23 protein-coding genes are annotated in these 21,110 nt (G+C 68.8%); 11 read left to right on the top strand and 12 right to left on the bottom strand.

All coding sequences use genetic code 11. The annotated features are described in order from the left end of the window. Positions 1–105: 105 nt before the first annotated feature. Positions 106–642 carry a YgjP-like metallopeptidase domain-containing protein gene (locus ACIBL3_RS19945; protein ID WP_396354899.1) on the bottom strand — a complete coding sequence of 179 codons (537 nt, stop codon included), beginning with the start codon at positions 640–642 and terminating at the stop codon, positions 106–108. Positions 643–1,165: 523 nt separating this feature from the next. Here ACIBL3_RS19945 and ACIBL3_RS19940 point away from each other — a divergent pair. Together ACIBL3_RS19940 and ACIBL3_RS19935 are read left to right on the top strand one after the other, a co-directional pair. Beyond that, entirely contained in the window at positions 1,166–1,324 is a 159-nt protein-coding gene (locus ACIBL3_RS19940) for a DUF5679 domain-containing protein (RefSeq protein WP_012922897.1), read from the top strand. Positions 1,325–1,453: 129 nt separating this feature from the next. Next, positions 1,454–2,767 (top strand): ABC1 kinase family protein, encoded by a 1,314-nt coding sequence (locus tag ACIBL3_RS19935; RefSeq protein ID WP_396354898.1) that lies wholly within the window; start codon positions 1,454–1,456, stop codon positions 2,765–2,767. Here ACIBL3_RS19935 and ACIBL3_RS19930 read toward each other — a convergent pair. The 7 genes from ACIBL3_RS19930 to ACIBL3_RS19900 all read right to left on the bottom strand — a co-directional run bounded on the left by ACIBL3_RS19930 (position 2,744) and on the right by ACIBL3_RS19900 (position 7,184). Next, positions 2,744–4,207, bottom strand: coding sequence for an MFS transporter (locus tag ACIBL3_RS19930; RefSeq protein ID WP_396354897.1), 1,464 nt, complete (start codon positions 4,205–4,207; stop codon positions 2,744–2,746). The two genes, ACIBL3_RS19935 and ACIBL3_RS19930, sit on opposite strands and share 24 nt — an antisense overlap. A gap of 86 nt (positions 4,208–4,293) precedes the next feature. Beyond that, positions 4,294–4,461, bottom strand: a complete 168-nt coding sequence (locus ACIBL3_RS19925; RefSeq protein WP_396354896.1) for a hypothetical protein — start codon at positions 4,459–4,461, stop codon at positions 4,294–4,296. 185 nt (positions 4,462–4,646) lie between these two features. Next, positions 4,647–4,865, bottom strand: coding sequence for a hypothetical protein (locus ACIBL3_RS19920; RefSeq protein WP_396354895.1), 219 nt, complete (start codon positions 4,863–4,865; stop codon positions 4,647–4,649). A gap of 31 nt (positions 4,866–4,896) precedes the next feature. After that, a complete protein-coding gene (locus ACIBL3_RS19915; protein ID WP_132151798.1) occupies positions 4,897–5,184 on the bottom strand; it encodes a WhiB family transcriptional regulator in 288 nt (95 codons plus the stop codon). 146 nt (positions 5,185–5,330) lie between these two features. Continuing rightward, on the bottom strand, positions 5,331–5,528 hold the full coding sequence (locus ACIBL3_RS19910) for a hypothetical protein (RefSeq protein WP_396354894.1): 198 nt from the start codon (positions 5,526–5,528) through the stop codon (positions 5,331–5,333). 369 nt (positions 5,529–5,897) lie between these two features. Beyond that, a complete protein-coding gene (locus tag ACIBL3_RS19905; protein ID WP_396354893.1) occupies positions 5,898–6,851 on the bottom strand; it encodes an alpha/beta hydrolase in 954 nt (317 codons plus the stop codon). Between the two features lie 15 nt (positions 6,852–6,866). After that, positions 6,867–7,184 (bottom strand): putative quinol monooxygenase, encoded by a 318-nt coding sequence (locus ACIBL3_RS19900; RefSeq protein ID WP_396354892.1) that lies wholly within the window; start codon positions 7,182–7,184, stop codon positions 6,867–6,869. Between the two features lie 140 nt (positions 7,185–7,324). Between ACIBL3_RS19900 and ACIBL3_RS19895 the strand changes: the two genes are divergently transcribed. After that, positions 7,325–8,200 carry an AraC family transcriptional regulator N-terminal domain-containing protein gene (locus ACIBL3_RS19895; RefSeq protein WP_396354891.1) on the top strand — a complete coding sequence of 292 codons (876 nt, stop codon included), beginning with the start codon at positions 7,325–7,327 and terminating at the stop codon, positions 8,198–8,200. 1 nt (position 8,201) lies between these two features. Here the strand turns inward: ACIBL3_RS19895 and ACIBL3_RS19890 are convergent, their stop codons facing one another. Beyond that, entirely contained in the window at positions 8,202–10,304 is a 2,103-nt protein-coding gene (locus tag ACIBL3_RS19890; protein ID WP_396354890.1) for an ATP-dependent DNA helicase UvrD2, read from the bottom strand. Positions 10,305–10,407: 103 nt separating this feature from the next. On the opposite strand from ACIBL3_RS19890, the gene ACIBL3_RS19885 reads away from it, so the two are divergent. Both ACIBL3_RS19885 and ACIBL3_RS19880 read left to right on the top strand, forming a co-directional pair. Then, complete coding sequence (locus ACIBL3_RS19885) at positions 10,408–10,647, top strand: mycoredoxin (RefSeq protein WP_396354889.1); 240 nt, start codon at positions 10,408–10,410, stop codon at positions 10,645–10,647. Between the two features lie 133 nt (positions 10,648–10,780). Continuing rightward, on the top strand, positions 10,781–13,153 hold the full coding sequence (locus tag ACIBL3_RS19880; protein ID WP_396354888.1) for a DUF6923 family protein: 2,373 nt from the start codon (positions 10,781–10,783) through the stop codon (positions 13,151–13,153). Here ACIBL3_RS19880 and nudC read toward each other — a convergent pair whose 3' ends face one another. Then, positions 13,154–14,077 (bottom strand): NAD(+) diphosphatase, encoded by a 924-nt coding sequence (gene nudC, locus ACIBL3_RS19875; RefSeq protein ID WP_396354887.1) that lies wholly within the window; start codon positions 14,075–14,077, stop codon positions 13,154–13,156. It abuts the gene before it with no gap. A gap of 39 nt (positions 14,078–14,116) precedes the next feature. Here nudC and deoD point away from each other — a divergent pair, with 39 nt between their 5' ends. Beyond that, a complete protein-coding gene (gene deoD, locus ACIBL3_RS19870) occupies positions 14,117–14,830 on the top strand; it encodes a purine-nucleoside phosphorylase (protein ID WP_396354886.1) in 714 nt (237 codons plus the stop codon). 113 nt (positions 14,831–14,943) lie between these two features. After that, positions 14,944–15,348, top strand: a complete 405-nt coding sequence (locus tag ACIBL3_RS19865) for a hypothetical protein (RefSeq protein ID WP_396354885.1) — start codon at positions 14,944–14,946, stop codon at positions 15,346–15,348. Between the two features lie 29 nt (positions 15,349–15,377). On the opposite strand, the gene ACIBL3_RS19860 is transcribed toward ACIBL3_RS19865, so the two are convergent. Continuing rightward, a complete protein-coding gene (locus ACIBL3_RS19860) occupies positions 15,378–16,019 on the bottom strand; it encodes a TetR/AcrR family transcriptional regulator (protein WP_396354884.1) in 642 nt (213 codons plus the stop codon). A gap of 165 nt (positions 16,020–16,184) precedes the next feature. On the opposite strand from ACIBL3_RS19860, the gene ACIBL3_RS19855 reads away from it, so the two are divergent. The 3 genes from ACIBL3_RS19855 to ACIBL3_RS19845 are packed head-to-tail and all read left to right on the top strand — an operon-like array spanning position 16,185 to position 19,685. Continuing rightward, positions 16,185–16,991, top strand: coding sequence for an SDR family NAD(P)-dependent oxidoreductase (locus ACIBL3_RS19855; RefSeq protein ID WP_396354883.1), 807 nt, complete (start codon positions 16,185–16,187; stop codon positions 16,989–16,991). Positions 16,992–16,996: 5 nt separating this feature from the next. Further along, positions 16,997–18,121 (top strand): DUF5938 domain-containing protein, encoded by a 1,125-nt coding sequence (locus ACIBL3_RS19850; protein WP_396354882.1) that lies wholly within the window; start codon positions 16,997–16,999, stop codon positions 18,119–18,121. A 10-nt stretch (positions 18,122–18,131) separates the two neighbouring features. Beyond that, positions 18,132–19,685: a long-chain fatty acid--CoA ligase gene (locus ACIBL3_RS19845; RefSeq protein ID WP_396354881.1), complete on the top strand. Its 1,554-nt coding sequence runs from the start codon at positions 18,132–18,134 to the stop codon at positions 19,683–19,685. Here the strand turns inward: ACIBL3_RS19845 and ACIBL3_RS19840 are convergent. Further along, positions 19,682–20,359: a GPP34 family phosphoprotein gene (locus tag ACIBL3_RS19840; protein WP_396354880.1), complete on the bottom strand. Its 678-nt coding sequence runs from the start codon at positions 20,357–20,359 to the stop codon at positions 19,682–19,684. The genes ACIBL3_RS19845 and ACIBL3_RS19840 overlap by 4 nt on opposite strands. Before the next feature lie 162 nt (positions 20,360–20,521). Between ACIBL3_RS19840 and ACIBL3_RS19835 the strand changes: the two genes are divergently transcribed. Next, the gene (locus ACIBL3_RS19835; RefSeq protein ID WP_396354879.1) at positions 20,522–21,109 is read left to right on the top strand and encodes a GNAT family N-acetyltransferase; all 588 of its coding nucleotides are present in this window, start codon (positions 20,522–20,524) and stop codon (positions 21,107–21,109) included. Position 21,110: the final 1 nt, after the last annotated feature.

Genomic DNA, 21,110 nt, shown 5'->3' with positions numbered 1-21,110 from the left:
CCCCTGCGGACAGCCCCACCTCCCTGAGGGAGGCCTCAGGGCACGCTGCCGCAGCGTGATCGGGCGGGTGCGGGGTGGCGTCGGAAGACACCGAGCTTCAGCGAGTCAGAAGTCCTCGAGATTCAGCGAGGAGGCGGCGGAGATGCCTTCCAGGTAGCCCTCCGCGCGTTCCGCCTTGGGGTAGCGGTGCACCAGGGCCCAGAAGGCGGCGTTGTGGGCCGGCTCGACCAGATGGGCGAGCTCGTGGATCAGGACGTAGTCGACCACCCACCCCGGCATCGCCTGCAGCCGGGTCGACAGCCGGATCGACCGGTCCGCCGGAGTGCAGCTGCCCCATCGTCTGTTTTGGTTCGAAACCCACCTCACAGACGCAGGTTCGGGCACTTCGGGCAGATGACGACACGCGAGTTCGTGTGCTCTGGCCAACAATTTTTCGTCCGACACGCGGGATCGGCTGCGCTGCTTGTCCAGCCGCGCCAGCATGGTCTCGACCCAGCGCGCCTCCTCGGTGGCGGACAGCCGGTCCGGCATCAGCACGACCACGCGCTCCCCGTCCCGGTAGGCGCTGACGGTCCGCTTGCGCCGCTTGCTGCGGCGGATGTCCACGTACGGCGGGATCGGGCGCGGTGGAGAGTCGGCCATGGCTCAGAAATGTACCCCCCGAATCCGACAACTTTCTTGCGTCCACATCCTGTGCATCGTCATTTCCGCAGGTCAGACGCCAGATCTTGGGTCCTCCGACCCCGGTTGTTCACATCCTGTTCCCCCGCCCGTCCACAGTGTCCAGCGGCGCGTCCCACAGGTTGCGCACAGGGTTATCCACAGGGGTGGACAACCGGCCCTTGCCTGCGCCGCCGGCGCCTCCTAGCGTCAGGGTCAGCAGGCTCCCGGACCGCCTCCGGGGCCGTTCGGAGGGGAAGCCGAGCGGTTCCGAAGGCGGAACCCCGGGAGCCTGCTCTGTGCCGCCGGACAGTTTGGAAAGGGCTTTCCTCGGGGGCTCCCAGCGGCGCGCGGACCGGGAGGTGCGCTTGAGCGTGCGCCTGGCTGCCGTAGGGTGAATCCCGACTGGGCCGAACGGCCTACGGCAGGACGGTCTGCCGTTAGCATCCACGACTGCCTGGGGTGAGAACCCCGGGCTGGAATTCAGAGCAAGGAGAGGGCCCTCATGGCAGAGACCTGGAGCGGCGAGTTCTACTGCGTCAAGTGCAAGGCCAAGCGCACCGCCGACGGCGAGGTCAAGGTCAACGACAAGGGCACGCGCATGGCCAAGGCCAAGTGCCCCGAGTGCGGTACGAACCTGAACCGGATCCTCGGCAAGGCCTGACGCACCAAGTCGTGGGGCGGTGCCCGGCACACACGTGCCGGACGCCGCCCCTCGTCGTACCCGGCGAGTCGAACCCCGGCGACGGGCCCCCGGCGGGGCCGGACTTGGGCGACCCGACAGAATGGGAGGGTGTCGGACCTCCCTCGCAAGGCGCTGAGCCGGACCGCGAAACTTGCCAGCCTGCCGCTCGGTGCCGCCGGGCGAGCCACGGTCGGGCTCGGCAAGCGGATCGGCGGTGCCCCCGCCGAGACCGTGATCGCCGAGTTCCAGCGCCAGACCGCCGACCGGCTGTTCGCCGTACTGGGCGAGCTCAAGGGCGGCGCGATGAAGTTCGGGCAGATGCTCAGCCTGATGGAGTCGGCGATGCCGGAGGAGCTCGCGGCGCCGTACCGGGCGACCCTGACCAAGCTGCAGGACTCCGCCCCGCCGATGCCGGCCTCGACCGTGCACACGATCCTGTCGCGGGAGCTGGGCCGGCGCTGGCGGGACCGGTTCGAGGAGTTCGACGACCTGCCCGCGGCGGCGGCGTCGATCGGCCAGGTGCACCGCGGCACGCTGAAGGACGGCCGCGAGGTCGCGGTCAAGCTGCAGTACCCCGGCGCCGCCGAGGCGCTGCGTGCGGACCTGCGCCAGCTCGGCCGGTTCGCCCGGACCTTCGGCACGCTGGTCCCCGGGCTGGACATGAAGCCGCTGGTCGCCGAGCTCCAGGAGCGGATCGGCGAGGAGCTCGACTACGACCGCGAGGCGCAGGCCCAGCAGCAGTACGCCGACGCCTTCAAGGACCACCCGGAGTTCGTCGTTCCCCGGGTCATCAAGCACTCCCCGAGCGTCATCGTGTCGGAGTGGATCGAGGGCCGGCCGCTGTCGTCGTACATCACCGACGGCACCAAGCAGGAGCGGGACGAGATCGGGCTGAAGTACGTCCGGTTCATGTTCAGCGGCCCGAAGCTGGCCGGTCTGCTGCACTCCGACCCGCACCCCGGGAACTTCCGCGTGATGCCGGACGGACGGCTCGGCGTGGTCGACTTCGGGCTGTGCGCCCGGCTGCCGGACGGGCTGCCGCCGGCGATCGGACGGCTGCTGAGCATCTCGCTGGCCGGTGACGGGACCGCGGTCCGCGACGGGCTCCGGGCCGAGGGGTTCATCAAGCCGCGGATGGAGATCGACCCGGACCAGCTGATGGACTACCTGCGGCCCTTCGCCGAGCCGGCGCGGACGGAGACGTTCCAGTTCAGCCGCGCCTGGATGCGCGAGCAGGCGAACCGGACCAGCGACTTCCGCGGCCCGAACGCGTCGCTGGCACTCAGGCTCAACCTGCCGCCGTCGTACCTGCTGATCCACCGCGTGTGGATCGGCGGCGTCGCCGTACTCTCCCAACTCGAGGCTGAAGCGCCGTTCCGCGCGGTCCTGGACGAGTTCCTACCGGGTTTCACCCGCGACTAGCGCCGGCACTGAGCGGAGGGTGCGGGCTAGCAGGATGCTGATGACGGTCAGGGCAACCGCGGTGATCGCAGCGGCCGCGTGGAGACCGTCGGTGAAGGCGTCGCGCGCGGCGTCGAGTACGTCGGTCGGGGCTTCGGCGAGTGAGCTGCCGCCCTGGCCGTCCATCTGGCTCCGGTACGTCGCCGCCACCACACTGCCCAGTACGGCGATGCCGAGCGAGTAGCCGAACTCGTTGGAGGTCTGGGTCAGCGCACCCGCCGCACCAGCCTTCTCCGGCGGCACCGACCCGATCACCAGGTTCGTGCCCAGCGTCACCAGCGGCGCAGCACCGATGCACTCCACAGCGAACGCGACGACCAGTACGGCGGTCGACTCCGCCTGACTCATGACGGCCATCCCGGCAATCGTGAACGCGATGCCACCGGGAATCAGCACCCCCGGACGGATCCGGCGGGCCAACCGCGGCGCCAACTGGAACGCGACCGTCGACGTCACCATGCCGGGAACCAGCGCGATCCCCGCCGTCAGCGGCGTCATCCCCTGCACGAGCTGGAAGTACTGCGCGACGAACACCATCACCCCGCCCGACAGCATCGAGTAGGTCATCATGCTGGCCAACGTCACCGTGAACGTGCGCCGCGTGAAGAGCCGTACGTCGACCAGCGGGTCCGTCAGGCGCCGCTGCCGCCGTACGAACGCCCACCCGAACACTCCACCCACGACCAGACCGCCGACGGCCGTCGTACTCGCGCCATGCGAGGCCAACTGCTTCAGCCCGTGCACCGCCGGCAGGATCGCGGCCAGCGATAGCACGACGCTCACCACATCCAGGCGGCCTGCCTTCTCGTCGCGGTACTCCGGCAGCAGGAACGGGCCGACAGCCAGCAGCACCGCCATCGCCGGGACGCCGATCAGGAACGCCGAGCCCCACCAGAAGTGGTCCAGCAGCACGCCACCCACCACCGGCCCCACAACGGCGCCCACGGTGAAGCAGCCCGCCCACACACCCAGCGCGGACGCCCGCTGCCGCGCGTCCGGGAACAGCGTGGAGATCAGGGACAGCGTGCACGGCGCGATCGCCGCACCTGCGATCCCGAGTACGGCGCGGGCGCCGATCAGCATCTCCGGACTCGTCGAGTACGCCGCCACCACCGAAGCAGCACCGAACACCACAGCCGCGGCCAGCAGCAGGCGGCGCCGACCGATCCGGTCACCCAGGTTGCCCATCGTGATCATCAGCCCGGCCACCATGAACCCGTAGACGTCCAGGATCCACAGCTGCTCGCTTCCGGTCGCGCCGAGTGCAGCAGTCACCGCCGGCACAGCCAGTAGCATCACGAACAGATCCAGTGACACCAGCAGCGTGGCGAGCGACAACACGGCCAGCCCGATCCACTGCCGCCGGGTCGCCGTCCCGGTCGCGTTCTCGGTGACTGTCATTGATCCGGTCCTTTCGCAGGAGTTCTTGCCCTCACTCCTGCGTCGGACGGATCACCGCCGGATCGACATCCGGCCCGGATTTCGTGCTACCAGTAAACCGAGTCCAGCTTCCCCTCGATGTTCCGGACGTTCTCCCTGGTGCAACGGTCGCAGTACACCAGCTTGCGGCCGTTCTCCACCGAGGTCCCCCACGTCAGCGGCACCTCTTCGGTCTCCGCCTGCTGCCCACACATCGAACAAGTAGCTCTACTCACGCGCATCAGTCTGCACCTCCCCCAAACCGGTACCCCCTCCGGCCCTACCCCTTCAGTATGAACTGGCCGAGGGACGGCATCCGGTGGATGCCGCCCCTCGGTGGTTCAGCTGGTCAGGCTGTGGGTGCCTGGCGGGCGGTCCTCCCTTTCGGACCGCCCGCTGGGCTTTCAGTTGTGCTGGTGGATCAGACCAGGCGGGCAAGCGCGAGGCGCGCGCGTGCGCTGGCCCTCTCCGCTCGCCGGCTGGCCCGCTCGGCCCGCTTCTGCGCGCGCTCCATCGAGAGAGCGAGGTAGAAGCGCCGGTTCTGCTCTGCGTCGTTCAATTTGGAACGACAATGAGCACGGGCTAGATCTTCATTGAGCAAATGCATTTCAGTTCTCCTGCGTGAAGTCTGGTTCGTCATGGTCTGGAGTCTCGATTCGGATCTGGGATCGTCAGGCAGCGGTTACGGTGTCACTCTTGCGGGGACGCCCACGGGGCCGCTTGCGCGGAACCACCACTCCCTGGACGAACAGCTCGCCGCCCCACACTCCCCACGGCTCGGAACGCTCGAGCGCTCCGGCCAGGCACTCGGCCTTCAGCGGGCAGGTGGTGCAAAGAGACTTTGCGTACTCGACGTCCGCCGGCGATTCGGCGAAGAAGAGTTCTGGCGCGTAGGACCGACAGGGCAGGTCCTGCGACGAGGCCACCTCGGTGAAGACATCGAGGAAGCTCACGCTCATTCCGGTCACCTCCCAGTGACTTGGTGCTGATCTCTTGTCGTCGGTGACAGCCGCCGGTTGACGGCCGCCAAATTCAGGGACAAACAAAAGGGCCGCGGGACCCTTTTCGGGTTCCGCGGCCTTGGAGGTGCCGGCTCTGACGTCTGTCAGACCGGTGGACTCCATGCTCGAGAACCCGAACCGCCGTACTTCACATCGCCGACAGCTCCGCCCTTGAACTGGGCAGCGCCGGAAGCCATGAGCACAACGGTCGCGACGTGCAGGCGCGCGGAGGCACCCGGGATGTGGGCGCACGGCAGCGCGGCAGCGTCGCTGAACGGCTTCTTGACCGTGTTGGTGATCATTTCCAGGGCACCTCCTCTCGTTGTGGCGAAGCGGGCGGTTAGCTCGATCGCTATGGTGGTTTGAAGTTTTCGGCCAGGCTTCGACCGCAGAAAGAACAGTACGCCGTCCCCAGCGGAGCCCGCAAACTATTTAACGCCAGTTCGCGAAGTTGGCCGGAAGTTGCCGCCGAGGTGGCCGGAACTGGCTGCCACGACAGACTTTCAGCACGCTCCGGGACGTCATCCGCACGCTCCGGGATCGTTGCCTGTGTCACCTAAATGCCACGTCTGCCGTGAGCAGAACCCGGCACGTCCTCCACCATGCGCCCGCGCACCCGAGTCTGGCAACAGATTTCTCCCGCCGGCGGGCCACACTGCCCGTTCGGGCAGTCAGCCCCCGAGCGTCCGGACCAGCCACCGGGTCCGGGTACGGCGGGCCGCGCCGGCCAGCGCCGCGGCCGGGAAGAGCGCGTCGAAGCCGTGGAAGCCGCCGGCCCACAGGTGCAGCTCGGCCTGGCCGCCAGCGGCCCAGATCCGGGAGGCGTATTCGACGTCCTCGTCCCGAAACACCTCGGCGGAGCCGGCGTCGATGTAAGTGGTGGGTAGTTCGGACAGGTCCGCGGCCCGAGCCGGCGAGACGTACGACGGAACCTCGTCGCCGGTGAGCCCGCCCAGGACCGCGTCCCAGGCGAACTCGTTGCTCTCCCGCGTCCAGATCCCCGGCTCGCCGCCGTACTGGTGGCTGGAGACGGAGTGGTTGCGGTGATCGAGCATCGGGCAGATGAGCACCTGGGCGGCGATCGACGGTCCACCGCGGTCACGCGCCATCAGCGTGACCCCGGCAGCGAGCCCACCGCCGGCGCTGGTGCCCGCGACGACGATGCGGTCGGGGTCCACGCCGAGCTCGCCGGCGTGACCGGCGATCCACAGCAGTCCCTGGTAACAATCCTCGACCGGGGTGCAGCCGCCGGCCTCGGGCGCGAGGCGGTAGTCGACGGTGACCACGACCGCGTCGAGCCGGTCCATCCACTCCAGCGGTATGTCGAGCTGCGCGAACCGGTCACCGAGGATCATGCCGCCACCGTGCATCCAATAGATGCAGGCGGCCCCCGGGCCGGCGGCGGCCGGGATGAAGACCGACAGCGGGACCGGGGTGCCGTCGGCCGCGGCGACGGTGACCTCGCGCCGTCGTACCGAGCGACCGGACAGCACCTCCTCGACCGGCGGCGACGGCAGTTGGCGGAGCTGGGTGAGGATCTCGGGGGTGATCCGCTCGACGAGCGGCAGGTCGGCGATGAGCTCGGCGAGCTCGGGATCCAGGGCGGGACGGGCAGCGGATGGCATCGATGGTCCTTTCGATCAGAACGCGGCTTTGCCGCCGACGGGGACGAAATCCGTGTACGGCGACCCGTCGGCGGCCAGCTCCTGGACCCGGGCGACGATCGCCTGCGCGGCCGGGCCGGCGAAAACGCGGTGGTGGTCCTCCTCGGTCGTCCAGCCTTCGGTCACGTGGACGACGTCCGGGTCGGATGCCGAGCGGCAGACGAGGTACACGACGCAGCTGTCGCTCGCAGCCGGGTTGCCCTCGTCGAGAGCAGTCAGCAGGACGTTGGTCAGCCGCTCACCCAGACCGGGCTTGGCGGTGACGGTGGCGTTGAAGCCGTAGCCCACGACCATGATTCCTCCTTGTGTGTTCTGCAGGATGCTCCTCAATCCCATCGCCGACAGCCGCCCAGCGAAAGCCGAATGCTCCGCGAGTTCTTGCACGATCCTCCAGGGCGGTGGAATCGAGGGGTGTCGGCTGGTGGAATCGGGGAATGGAACTCGACGAGTTGCGCGGGCTGCTGGAGCGGCAGGTGCGGGCGGACGAGAGCACCGCGATCGACGGCCTGTACATCGCGAGGGTCGATCGGTCCGGCCCGCCGGAGCCGTCGATGTCCGGCGTGGTGCTGGCTGTTCTCGTCCAGGGAGCGAAGCACCTCGCGGTCGGCGACCAGGTGCATCTGTACCGCCCCGGCGACTACCTGATCGCCTCCGTCGACCTACCCGTCACCGGGTACTTCGTCGACGCCACCCCGCAGGACCCGGCGCTGGGGATGGCGATCGTCCTCGAGCCGACGGTGATCGCCGACCTCCTGCTGCACGCCGCTCCTGGTGACCTTCCGCGTCCCCGCTCGAGCGCCGTACCCGCCATCGCGGTCGGGACCCTGACCCAGGACCTCGTCGACGGCTTGGTCCGGCTGGTTCGCCTGCTCGATCACCCGCGGGACCAGGCGGTGCTGGCGCCGATGGTGAAGCGGGAGATTCTGTGGCGGCTGGTCACCGGTGAGCAGGGGGTCGCCGTCCGGCAGCTCGGTCTGGCTGACAGCAACCTCAGTCACATCACCCGCGCCGCCCGCTGGATCCGGGACCACTACGCCGAGCCGTTCCGGGTCGAGGACTTGGCCCGGCTCACCGGCATGAGTCCGTCCGGGTTCTACCGGCACTTCCAGACCGTCACCGCGCTGAGCCCCATCCAGTTCCAGAAGCAGATCCGGCTGCAGCAGGCGCGGCTCCTGCTCGCGACCCGCCCTCGGGACATCACGACGGTCGCCCACGAGGTCGGCTACGAGAGTCCGTCCCAGTTCAGCCGCGAGTACCGCCGCCAGTACGGCGTCCCGCCCAGCGAGGACGCCGTCCGCCTGCTCGCCTGAGTCAGCGGGTGCAGAGCAGCAGGATCCGCTCGCCGTACTTGGTGAGCTTCGTGTGGCCGATGCCCGGGATCCGGCGCAGCGCCTGCTCGTCGGTGGGCCGGGTCTCGGCGATCGCGGTCAGCGTGGCGTCGGTGAGGATGACGAAGGCGGGCATGCGCTCAGTCGCCGCCTGCTCGGTCCGCCAGGCGACCAAGGCGTCGTACAGCGTCTGGTCGATCGACGACGGACAGTCCTCGCAGCGGCCGAGCTTCCGCGCGCCCGGGTCGAGCAGGCCGCGTCCGCAGACCCGGCACTTCGGGATCGGCTTGCCGGCCCGGGACGACCGCTCGCCCGACGGCTCCCAGGTGGTCGGACGGGACGGCGCACGGACGCCGATGGGGTCGAGGAAGCGCGTCGGACCGCGCTGACCGCGGCCACCCGGGGAGCGTGACGTGGACCAGCTGATGAACAGCTGCTGCTTCGCGCGGGTCACACCGACATAGAACAGCCGCCGCTCCTCCTCGACCTGCGCCGGCGTCTGGGCGTAGCTGATCGGCAGCGTCCCCTCATGCGCGCCCACGATGAAGACGCAGTCCCACTCCAGCCCCTTGGCCGCGTGCAGCGTCGCCAGCGTGACGCCCTCGGCCAACGGCGCGTGCTGGATCGACGCCCGCCGGTCCAGCTCCGCCATCAGCTCCGGCAGCCGGGCCGACGGGTTCTCGCGGGCGAAGTCCGACGTCATCGTCACCAGCGCGCTCAGCGACTCCCACCGATCCCGCACCGCGCCGGTGCCCGTCGGCGGCTCCGGAGTCCAGCCGGCTCCGCCCAGCACACCGGTCACCACCTCGACCAGATCGTCGGAGACATCCCCGGCCTTCGCCTGACCCCGTAGCAGCACGGCGGCCTGCCGGATCTCGGCCCGCTCGAAGAACCGCTCGGCCCCCTTCAGCACGGTCGGGATCTTCCGCTCGGCCAGCGCCTGCTCGAAGTTCTCCGACTGCGCGTTCGTCCGGAACAGTACGGCGATGTCCCGCAGCGCCACGCCCTCGTCCTGTAGCCGCGTCACCGCCCGCGCCACCGCGTCAGCCTCGGCGACCTCGTCGGAGTACTCGCGGTACACCGGCACCGGTCCCGCCTCGCGCTGCGATCGGAGCGTGACCCGCCCCGGCAACCCAGCCGGACCGGTCGCGTCCAGGATCTTGTTCGCCACGTCGACGATCTGCGGCGTGGACCGGTAGTCACGGACCAGCTTGATCACCGTCGCGGACGGGTGCCGCGCAGCGAAGCGGACCAGGTTCTCCGGCTCGGCGCCGGCCCAGGAGTAGATGGTCTGCGCCGGGTCGCCGACCACGCAGACGTCCTCCCGCCCGCCGAGCCACAGGTCGAGCAGGCTCTGCTGCAGCGGGCTGACGTCCTGGTACTCGTCGACGACGAACGTCCGGTACTGCCGCCGGATCTCCGCCGCCACCCGCTCGTCCTCGGCGAGCAGCGCGACCGCGCAGAGCAGCACGTCCTCCAGGTCGATCCGGCCGCGCTCCAGCTTCACGTCCTCGTACGCCGCGAACACCCGGGCGATCGTGGCCGGGTCGAACGCGGCCAGCGTCCGGCCCGAGCGCGGCGCCAGCTTCGCGTAGTCGTCCGGCCGGACGTTGCTCACCTTGGCCCACTCGACCTCACCGGCCAGGTCGCGCAGGGCCGGTGTGTCCACCCGGACCCGGCAGCGCGAGGCAGCCTCGGTCAGCAGCGGGAACTTGCGGTCAGCTATCGGTGGCAGCTCCCCGCCGTACACCTTGGGCCAGAACCACTTCGCCTGCCGCAGCGCGGCGGAGTGGAACGTGCGCGCCTGCACGCCCTCGACGCCGAGCTGCGCGAGCCGGCCGCGCATCTCCCCCGCCGCCCGCTGGGTGAACGTCACCGCGAGCACCCGGAGCGGGTCGAACGTCCCGGTGCGCACGCCGTACGCGATCCGGTGGGTGATCGCCCGCGTCTTGCCGGTGCCCGCGCCCGCCATCACCACGACCGGCCCGTTCAACGCGGTCGCGACCGCCCGCTGCTCAGGGTCGAGCGCCTCCAGGAGGTCATCCGCGGACGCGGAACGTGTGAGATCGCTCACGGACGGGGACATTCGGGAACAGCACCACCAACACCTGGGTTCGGATACGTCGAGAGCAACCCTAGACGGGCGGCCGGACAGAAATACCCCTCCCACTGCAAGAAGGAGTCAGCCGATGGCGGCTTTCACGATGTACTCGACCCCGTGGTGTGGCTACTGCCACCGCCTGAAGGGCCAGCTCAAGCGCGCCGGGATCGAGTTCGCCGAGGTCGACATCGAGCAGGTCCCGGAGGCCGCGAAGATCGTCGAGAAGATCAACAACGGCAACCAGACCGTGCCGACCGTGGTCTTCGCCGACGGCACCGCGATGACGAACCCGTCGCTCGCCCAGGTCGCCGAGAAGCTGGCCGCCTAGTCCCCCGGTCGCAGCGCCGTCCCCAGGGGCGGCGCTGTTTCGTGCTGCCCGCACACTCATAGGGCGCGAGTTATGGACATTACGGTCATGACCGTTATACCTTCCTCGGAACAACGCCGCAGGGAGCCCGCCCATGATTCCGCGCCGTCATTTCCGCCATGTGTTCATCCGCGCCGCCCTGGTCTTCGCCCTGACGCTGGGCCTGCTCGCCGCCGGCGGCCCGACCGCCGCCGCGGACCCGGACCCGAAGCGGCCTGACCCGTTCCCGTCCGAGACCGGCCCGATCCGCAAGGACGACAGCCGGATCGGCATCGCCGCCGAGGACCCGGTCCGCGATCTCGGCGCCCCGATCAGCTCTCTCACCGTGATGGAGGGCGCCGTCGGCCGGACTCCGGACGGCCGCGACGTCCTGTACGCCGTACCCGCCGGTGAGAACGCCCAGCTCAACGTCGTCGACCTGCACAGCCGCCAGCTGATCCATGCCCTGCCACTCGCCGGAGCCGCGGGCGCCTGGGCGATCGTGGTCGCGCCAGACGGCCGCCTGTACGTCGGCACCTACCCCAACGCACACCTGTATCGCTATGACCCGGGCACTGGCACGGTGACCGACCTGGGTCAGCCGATCCCAGGTGAGTCGGTCATCTACGGCCTCACCGCGGACCAGAACGGCAACGTCTACGCCGGCACCTACCCGACAGCGCACGCCTTCAAGTACGACGGCGCCACCGGACAGGTGACCGACTACGGCTCGCTCGACCCGGTGCAGCAGTACGCGCGGTCGACCGTCTACGACCCGGACCACAACAAGCTGTTCGTCGGCATCTCGACCCCGAACGCGCGACTGCTCCGGATCGACGTGGAGACCCGGCAGGTCGAGGACATCACTCCGCCCGGTACGACGGCCAAGGACTTCATCGACCTCGACTACGCGAACGGACGGGTCTTCGCCAACGCCAGCAGCCGACTGGTCGTGGTCGACGCAGTCACTGGTGAGCAGGTCAAGTTCACCGACGCTGCCACGGGCAGTCTGGTCATGGACTACCCGATCGCCGCGCGCGGTGTGTCCGCAGCCGGCCCAGGCGGCGTGTACTTCACCAACAACACGCTCGCCCTCACCCACTACGACCTGGACACGAACACCGTCGGTCCGGTGTCACCGCCCCGCATGGTGACCCGAGGCGCCTCGATCGGCTACGGCTGGGTCACCGAGAACGGCAGCCAGGTGCTGTACGGCCTGGCGGGCAACTACTCCGGCGGAACGTTCCGGTACAACCCACAGGACGGCACGCTCGCGCAGTGGAGCTCACCGTTCCAGTACGTCCCGGTGGCCCTCATGCACGCGCTCGCTGACCCCGCTAGCGGGAAGGTCTTCGTCAACGCGTACCTCAACGGGTCTACATCGGTCTACGACCCAGCAACCGGCAAGTCCACGGTCACGACGCGACAGGGCCAGGTCGAGGACTGGGCGTGGGACGGCAACGGCAAGATGTACGTCGGCATCTACCCCTACGGCAGGTTGTCGCTGTGGGACCCGAACGCCCCGGCCACGCCGACGAACCCGAAGGAACTCTTCAGCCTCGTCGACAGCCACCACCAGAACCGGCCGGTCGCGGTCGTCCCTGCAGGCAACAAGGTGTATGTCGGCACCACTCCGGCGTACGGCGAGTACGGCGGAGCCCTCACGGTGTACGACGTCCCGACCGGAGCGTTCACCGTCTACCGCAACCTGGTGGCCGACCAGACCATCTCGTCACTGCTGCCAGTCGGCACCGCAGTGTGGGCCGGATCCGGCATCGAGGGCGGCCAGGGAACTGAGCCCATCGCATCCGAGGCCCACCTCGTCAAGGTCGACCCGTCCACCGGCGCCGTACTCACAGACGTCGTACCCGTGCCCGGTGCGGCCAGCATCAACGAGCTGACCATCGGACCGGACGGCAACCTGTGGGGTCTGGCGGACGGCATCGTGTTCGTCGCCGACCCGACGACCGGCGCCGCACTACGCCAGATCCCGGTCTTCAGCGGTCGCGCCGGAGCGAACGACGGAGCCCTGCAGTGGCGTGACGGCTACCTGTACGGCGTCACCGCCGGGCGACTGTTCGTCGTGGACAGCCTCGGCGGTGTGGCGACCATGCTGCGCGACCACGGCCTCAACCGGCTCACCCAGACCCCGGACGGCACGTACTACACGCTGCTGCGACCGGACGGCTGGACCAACCCGACCAACCTGGCCTCCTACACGCCACCGGCCGATCCGTGTCCGCAGTCGGACCTCCGGGCGACCGTGTGGACCGGAAACATCGACAGCCACGTGACGAACCGGCACGTGCAGTACGGCTGCACGCTGACCGACGTACTGCCGGACGCGAAGGCCGACTGGCCCAGCCACTCCGCGTATGTCCGTGCGGTCGACCAGAAGGCCACGGAGCTGGAGAGGGCAGGCACCATCGAGCGTTGGGAGGGACTGCTGATCCGGATCGCCGCCGCCCGCTCCGACGTGGGCCGCTGATCACCAGCTACCGGTGAGCTCCTCGCCGTACCAGCCTTCGATCAGGCGGCGGGAGATGGAGATGTTGCCGGGGAGGGCCATCGTGCCGGCTTCGACCAGCGCACGAAGGTCCTCCCTGGTGAACCAGCGGGCCTCGGCGATCTCGTCCGCGTCCACCTCGATGTCGGTGGTCGCCGCCTTGGCGTAGAAGCCGAGCATCAGGCTGGACGGCAGCGGCCACGGCTGACTGCCGGCGTACTCGACCTCCTCCCCCACGAGCACACCGGTCTCCTCCAGGACCTCCCGCCGTACGGCGGCCTCGAGCGACTCACCAGGTTCGACGAAGCCGGCCAGGGTCGAGTAGCGGCCCTCCGGCCAGGCCTCGTTGCGGCCGAGCAGCGCACGGTCCTGGTCGTCGGTGACCAGCACGATGATCGCCGGGTCGCTGCGCGGGAAGTGCGACAGACCGCACGCCGGACACTGCCGCACATGCCCTGCCTCGACCACCTCGGTGTGCTCGCCGCAGTTAGCACAGTGCGTGTGCACCCCATGCCAGTTGGACAGCCCGACCACGTGTACCGCCATACCGGCTTCGCGATCGTTCAGTACGGCGCCGATCTCACGCAGCCCGCCGTACGACTCGTCGGCCTCGCCATCGACCAGTACGGCGAACACAGCGCGACCCTCTGCGGTCTGTCCGGCACCGGACTCCCGGTCGATGCCCAGGAAGACCCGCACACCCTCCGGCGCTTCGGACGGGTGCACCAGGTTGAGTGCGGAGCGGTCGGCGGTCACCTGGAGCTTGTCACCGGCGACGAGCGCCACCTGGGTGTCAGGAGCAGCCCAGGCCTTCTCCAGCCAGTCGAGGTCGCGCCTGCGATCGGCGGCGCGGTCCAGCACGGACCGGGACAGGGCTAGCGAACCACGTGCGATGGAGTAGGCCACATACCTCAACATATCCCGGCACCGTGAGAGCATCCCCGCATGAGTATTCACATCGCCGCCCAGAAGGGGCAGATCGCACCGCGGGTGCTGTTCCCCGGGGACCCACTGCGAGCCAAGTGGATCGCGGAGACCTACCTGTCGGACGTGACCTGCTACACGGAGATCCGGAACATGTTCGGGTTCACCGGCACCTACAAGGGTGAGCGGCTGTCCGTCCAGGGCTCCGGTATGGGCCAGGCGTCCGCGTCGATCTACGCGCACGAGCTGTTCACGGAGTACGACGTACAGACCCTGATCCGGGTCGGCACCTGCGGCGCGCTGACCGAGGCGGTCCGGGTCCGCGACGTGATCGTCGCGATGTCCGCGAGCACCGACTCGCAGATGAACCGGCTGCGCTTCCACGGCATCGACTACGCGCCGACCGCCGACTACCAGTTGCTGCGCGCTGCGGTGGACGCCGCCGAGGCGGCAGGGCTGAACGTGCACGTCGGCCAGGTGTTCTCCGGCGACCTGTTCTACAACGACCGCCCGGACCTGGTGTCGCGGACGGCGGAGTACGGCGTGCTGGGGATCGAGATGGAGGCTGCCGCGCTGTACACGCTGGCGGCGAAGTTCGGCCGCCGGGCGCTCGGCATCATGACAGTGTCGGACCACCTGATCACCAAGGAGGAGACGACCGCCGAGGAGCGGCAGACGACATTCTCCGAGATGATCACCATCGCTCTGGACGCGGCGATCGAGGTGCCGGTCTGAAGCGGCGGCCGGGCACAGTCACCGCCCTGGCCCTGGTAGCCCTCCTGACCGCCTGCTCCGGCAACGACAAGCCGGCCGCAGCCGAGTCGACGAGCTCTACGCCGGCACCGACCGTGTTACCCGACCTCACCGCCACGCAGGTGGTCAGCGCGCTGACCACGGACGGCTTCCAGTGCTCCACGGACGTCGCGTACGCCATCTGCAGGATGGGCGCGACCTCGGTCGGGGTTCTCACCGGGGACCACCCGCGGCCGCCGGTGGTGTCGGTGCAAGCAATCGGTCCGGTCGACGTCGCGTGGGCCGAGATCTCCAACTCGCTGCCGCGGGTCCTGGAGCTCGCACACATCAACCAACCGGAGATCGCCACCTGGTTCGGCCAGCAGAAGGGCAAGCCGGTCGCCCAGCAGTCCTTCGGCGACTGGCTGGCCGACGTCTCGGCCGAGGTCGACACCGAGGAACCGGGCGTACACCTCACCCTGACCGACAAGCTCTGCAAGACCAACTGTCAGGCCGAGTAACCCAACCGCTCCCCCAGCAGCGGGCCTGATCAGGTCGTGATGAGTTTGGGGAGGATCTGGCTGACGCGGTCGGTGAGTTGGGTCGGGACCTGGTCGGGAGCGGCGGCGTAGCCGACGACAGCCTGCTCGAAGAGGCCGTCGATCAGGGCGTACGCCGTCGGAGCGTCGACCGTCGGCGTGCCGTCGACGAGGTCGGCGTACCGGGTCAGGATGCGCCAGATCATCTGCTCCAGCAGTTGGTCGATCGCGGTGACATCGTCGCGCAGTTGCTCCTCGAACATGCTCTGCGCGCGCAGGTCGTACCAGAGCCGGTGCATCGGCGTCTCCTCGACCAGCGTCTGCGTCAGCTTGGCCAGGAAGCCGACCGCGAGCTCGTCGGCCGAGGCAGCGGTCTCGACGACCTCGTCGTACCGCTGCGCGCACTTGGTCTTGTAGTACCGCACGCAGTAGCTGATCAGGTCGATCTTGTCGCGGAAGTAGTAGTGCACGACGCCGTGGGTGAACTCGGAGTTGTTCGCGATCTCCCGCAGGCTGGTCCGCGCGTACCCAAGCTCGCCGAGCGTCTTCAGCGCCGACTCGGCCAGCGCGACCCGGCGGCGCTCGATCTTGTCGATCCCGGTCACCCGGGCGGGCCGGACCGGCTCTACGGGGTCTGCCGAGGCCGAGGCCATGCGCACCTCCCTTGTCTCGGGTTCGTGGGCGTCAATCTACCGCCGCGGACCCAGGCGCGATCCGCGGTCGGAGATTTCTTGACAAGTGTCAAACAAAGTCTTGACGACTGTCAAAGAAATCTCCAGAGTGAGTCGCAGCGGACCCTTCGAGCAAAGGAGCTTCAGATGGGCGGACTCGACCTCTCCGGCCGCAAGGCCCTCGTCACCGGCGGAGCCCAGGGGCTCGGCGAAGGGATGGCGAAGGCACTCGCGGCGGCCGGCGCCAAGGTGGTGATCAGCGACATCCAGAAGGACACCGGCGAGGCGGTCGCCGACGCGCTGGACAGCGAGTACGGCGCCGGCAACGGCTTCGTCGCCCACGACATCACCGACGAAGGCAGCTGGGAGAACGCGGTGGTCGCGGCCAACGACATCCTCGGCGGCCTGGACATCCTGGTGAACAACGCCGGGATCGAGATCACCAGCCTGCTCACCGAGGTCACCGCCGACGAGATCCGCCGCATGCTCGAGGTCAACATCCTCGGCACCACGCTCGGCGTCAAGTGGGGCCTGCGCACGATGCGACCGGACGGACTGGCCGGCCAGGGCGGCGCGATCATCAACGTCGCCTCGGTCGCCGCGACCATCGCGTTCCCCGGCATCGCGGTCTACTCCGCGACCAAGTCCGCGGTCGACCGGCTGACCCGGGTCGCCGCGATGGAGTCCGGCAAACTCGGGTACGGCGTCCGCGTCAACTGCATCTACCCCGGCCTGGTGCCGACCGCGATGGGCGCCGGACTGGCCAACGACGTCGCCCGGCTCGGGCTGTTCGAGTCCCCGGAGGCAGCGGTCGCCGCAGTGATCGGTCTGACGCCTGCCGGCCGGCTCGGTGAGGTCACCGACATGGCCGACGCGGTTGTCTTCCTCGCCTCCGACGAGGCGCGCTTCATCACCGGCGTCGGCCTGCCGGTCGACGGCGGCATGGGGATGTGATCGCCATGTCCAACAAGCCTGTCGTCGTGTACGGCGCCTCCGGCTACACCGGGCGCCTGGTCTGTGAGTACCTGCGCCAGTACCACGTCCCGTTCGTGGCTGCCGGGCGCAGCGAGGAGAGGCTCAAGGAGTCGATGGGCTCCCACGTGGCGGGCATCGAGACCGCGGTCTACGAGGTCGCCGAGGTCGAGCACGACGTCGCCGCACTGACGGACCTGTTCAAGGGCGCGTCCGTCGTACTGAACACCGTCGGTCCGTTCAGTGAGCTCGGTCCGGCGGCTGTGGAGGCAGCGCTCGCCGCAGGTGCGCACTACACCGACACGACCGGTGAGCAGGACTGGCTGATGACCTGCGACGAGAAGTACGGCGCAGACTTCGCCGAAGCCGGCCTGTTGCTCGCACCCGGCATCGCGCAGATGTACACGACCAGCGAGATCGCCGCGCAACTCTGTCTGGAGCAGCCCGGTCTGGACACACTCGACATCGCGGTCTTCTGGGGCGGCAGCCCGACCATCGCGTCGACCCGCACCATCCTGATCAACGCAGCTACGTCCAAGGCCCACTACCTCGAGCACAACGAGTACACCGAGTTCCCGGAGCAGGGATTGGTGCCACTGGTGGTTCCCGGTCACCATGAATTGGCACTGTCCCTGCCCTGGGGCGGCATGTCGCACCCGGTCTGGTTCAAGCGCGACCCACGCGTGGCCAACTGCAAGGCACAGGGTGGTGTCTTCAACGCTGCGCTGATGAACGGCGTACCGCAGATCGTCGCCGCCGCACTGGAAGCCACCAAGGACATGGCCCCCGACGAGCGCAACGCGGCGCTCACGGAGACTGCTCGTCAGGTAATGAACCAGATGCCGCCCCGCGAGAACCCGCGCGTGAACAAGACGCTGGACTCCGTGCACGCCTCCGGTCCACTCGGCCGGGCGCACTGTGTCATCCACGGCAACAGCAACTACCAGCAGACCGGTCTGCTGCAGGCCTATGCGGCGTACTCGCTGCTCCAGACCGCGCCGAAGCGGGTCGGGTTCGCCAGTGGCTGCCAGGCGTTCGGTCATCGCGAGTTGCTCGGCGTACTGCGCAGCTTCGGGCTGGTGTCCGAGCCGCAGCTGACGGTGCTGCACTGAAAGGATTGCAGTGAGACTGGTCGACTACCTCGACAAGGGCGCCTCGCTCGGTCCGGACGCACCGTGCCTGACCACCGACGGTGAGACGCTCACGTACGCCGAGGTGCAGCAGCTGTCGTACCGGATCGCGGCCGGTCTCGCGGCGGCCGGCGTACGACCGGGTGGCAAGGTGGCCATCCTGTCGGCGAACGACCCGATCGCGTTCAGCTGCGTGTTCGGCATCAGCCGCGCCGGTGCGGTCTGGTGCCCGATCAACCCGCGCAACGAGGCGGCCGAGAACCGCGAGCTGCTCGACCAGTTCGACTGTGAAGTACTCATCTACCAGGCGGCCTTCGCGCCGCTGGTGGATCGGATCCAGGAGGCCTTGCCGAAGGTGCACACCTTCGTCTGCCTGGATGCCGATCCCGACTCCGGCCGAAAGCCCCACTTCCGTGGCCGGAGGGTCGGCTGGGACGCGTTCTGCGGGGGCGTGTCCCAGCCGGCTGTCGATCTCACCGGGCCCGACGATCTGGCGTTGATCGTCGGTACCGGTGGGACCACGGGGCGCCCGAAAGGCGTGATGCTGAGCAACCGCAATCTGGAGACGATGACCGCGCTGACGCTGATCGGCTACCCGATCGGCGACCGGCCCGTCTACCTCGCGCTCGCGCCGCTGACGCACGCGGCCGGCGTACTGTGCTTCCCCGTGCTGTCCTGTGGCGGCGAGATCGTCATCATGCGGACCCCGGACGTGCACGCGTTCCTGGAGCTGATCCCGCGGCACCGCGTGACGCACACGTTCCTGCCGCCGACGCTGATCTACATGGTGCTCGCCGCCGCGGAGCTCGACGACACCGACCTCTCGTCCCTGCGGTGCTTCTGGTACGGCGCCGCGCCCATGTCGGTCGCCCGACTCGAGGAGGCGCTGCACCGGATCGGCCCGGTGATGGCCCAGCTGTTCGGCCAGACCGAGGCCCCGATGATGATCTCGACGATGGCGCCGGCCGACCACTTCGATGCCGACGGCAACGTCGCCCGGTCGCGGCTGTCGTCGGCCGGCCGCCCGTCACCACTCGTCACGACCGCGATCATGGCGCCGGACGGTTCCCTCCTGCCGCCCGGCGAGCGCGGCGAGATCGTCGTCCGCGGCTCCCTGGTGATGGACGGCTACTACCGCAACCCCGAGGCGACCGCGGAGGCGTCGCGGCACGGCTGGCACCACACCGGCGACATCGGCTACCTGGACGCGGACAACTACCTCTACATCGTCGACCGCGCCAAGGACATGATCATCACCGGCGGTTTCAACGTGTACTCCACCGAGGTCGAGCAGGCAGTGCTGGCACACGCCGCCGTCCAGGACTGCGCGGTGATCGGCCGCCCGGACGACAAGTGGGGCGAGCGGGTGGTCGCGGTCGTCCAGCCGCAGGCCGGCGGCGATGTCGATCCCGGCGAGCTGATCGCGTTCGTCAAGGCTCGCATCGGCAGCGTGAAGGCGCCCAAGGAGGTCCTGGTCTGGCCGGACCTCCCCCGGTCCAAGGTCGGCAAGGTGCTGAAGTCCGAGATCAAGGAGCGCCTGGCTTAGCTGCCGGCCGCTACCGCCCCAGCACTCACGACCACCGCAGTGGTCACCGCGGCCTGCATCTCCGCAACGGCCTTCTTCACCGCGTCGGCAGCCCAGTCGGACTCGGCGATCTCCTTCGCGCGCTGCTTGAGCGCCCGCTTGTCGATCGCATCGGTGACGATCTTCGGCACCACGTTCAGTGCGCTCAACATGGCGACGAGTGCGCCGGTGCGCTCGTCGGGCGTCGTACCCACCTTCAGCACGTTCTCGAGCGCCGTACGCACCTCGGCCTCGTGCCGCGCGTCCTTGGCCGGCCAGCGGGTCACCGGGAACAGACCGAGCACCTTGTCCTGGTCAGCCTCCAGCACGCCGCGCTCCGCGAGCCTGGCGAGCACCTGGTCACGCAGCTTCTTCGACAGCCGGCCGATTTGATCCTTGGGTCGCTTGCCGGGCTTGTCGGCCACGTACGCCAGCCGCTCGTCCAGGATGGCGTCACCCGTCGGGGTGGCGTCCAGCACCTTCAGGCGGCCGCGCTTGACCTCCTCCCCCTCACCAGCGACGTCCAGCTTTCCGAGCATGGTCAGCTCGATCAGCACGGCCCCGGCCAGCGCGTAGTCCAGCCCTGGTGACCCCGTGATCGGCTTACCGCTCTCGTCGTCGTACAGCAGCAGCAAGAGATCTTCGGCAATCAACATGGGTCCAACGTAGGCAAACGGGCGTTGGGCGCACATCATCCGCGCGGACTACCTGCGATCTCCGACTTCGGTCGTGATCCGGACCTCAAAAGGTGCCGCGATGGCTATCTAGTAAGGTAAGCCTTAGCTAAGCAGGTTCGCCCACCTCGAAAGCAGACCGCCATGACCAGAGCACTGCCCGAGCCGATGTACCGGCGTTTCTTCGCCGGCATCGGCGCTCTCAGCCTCCGGCCGTTCGACCTGACCGCGGATGTGCCTACCCTGCACGGCTGGGTCACGCAGCCCTACGCGCAGTACTGGGGCCTGCTGCACGCGTCCGTCGACGACGTGCGCGCGGAGTACCGCCGGATCGAGAGCACCGGACACCACCGCGCCTTCCTCGGTGAGCACGACGGCCGCCCGGCGTTCCTGATGGAGCGCTACGAACCGTCGTACGACGCCGTCGGCAAGGTGTACGACGTCGCGCCCGACGACATCGGGATGCACGTCCTGGTCGCCCCGCCACAGGTCCGGATCCCGGGCTTCACCGGCGCGATCTTCGAGACCATCCTGGACAGCCTGTTCAGCGACCCACTGGTCGACCGGGTCGTGGTCGAGCCGGACGTCCGCAACACCAAGATCCAGGCGCTGAACGAGCGGATGGGATTCCGCAAGCACAGCATCGTGGACCTGCCGGACAAGCAGGCCTGGCTGAGCTTCTGCACCCGCGACCAGTACGCCGAGGCGACCAGGATGAACGAGGCCGGCTGAC

It is taken from the genome of Kribbella sp. NPDC050124 (assembly GCF_044460355.1).
GTDB lineage: Bacteria > Actinomycetota > Actinomycetes > Propionibacteriales > Kribbellaceae > Kribbella.
Note: the sequence above shows the minus strand (reverse complement) of the source record. Positions and strands in the feature narration are given on the sequence as shown.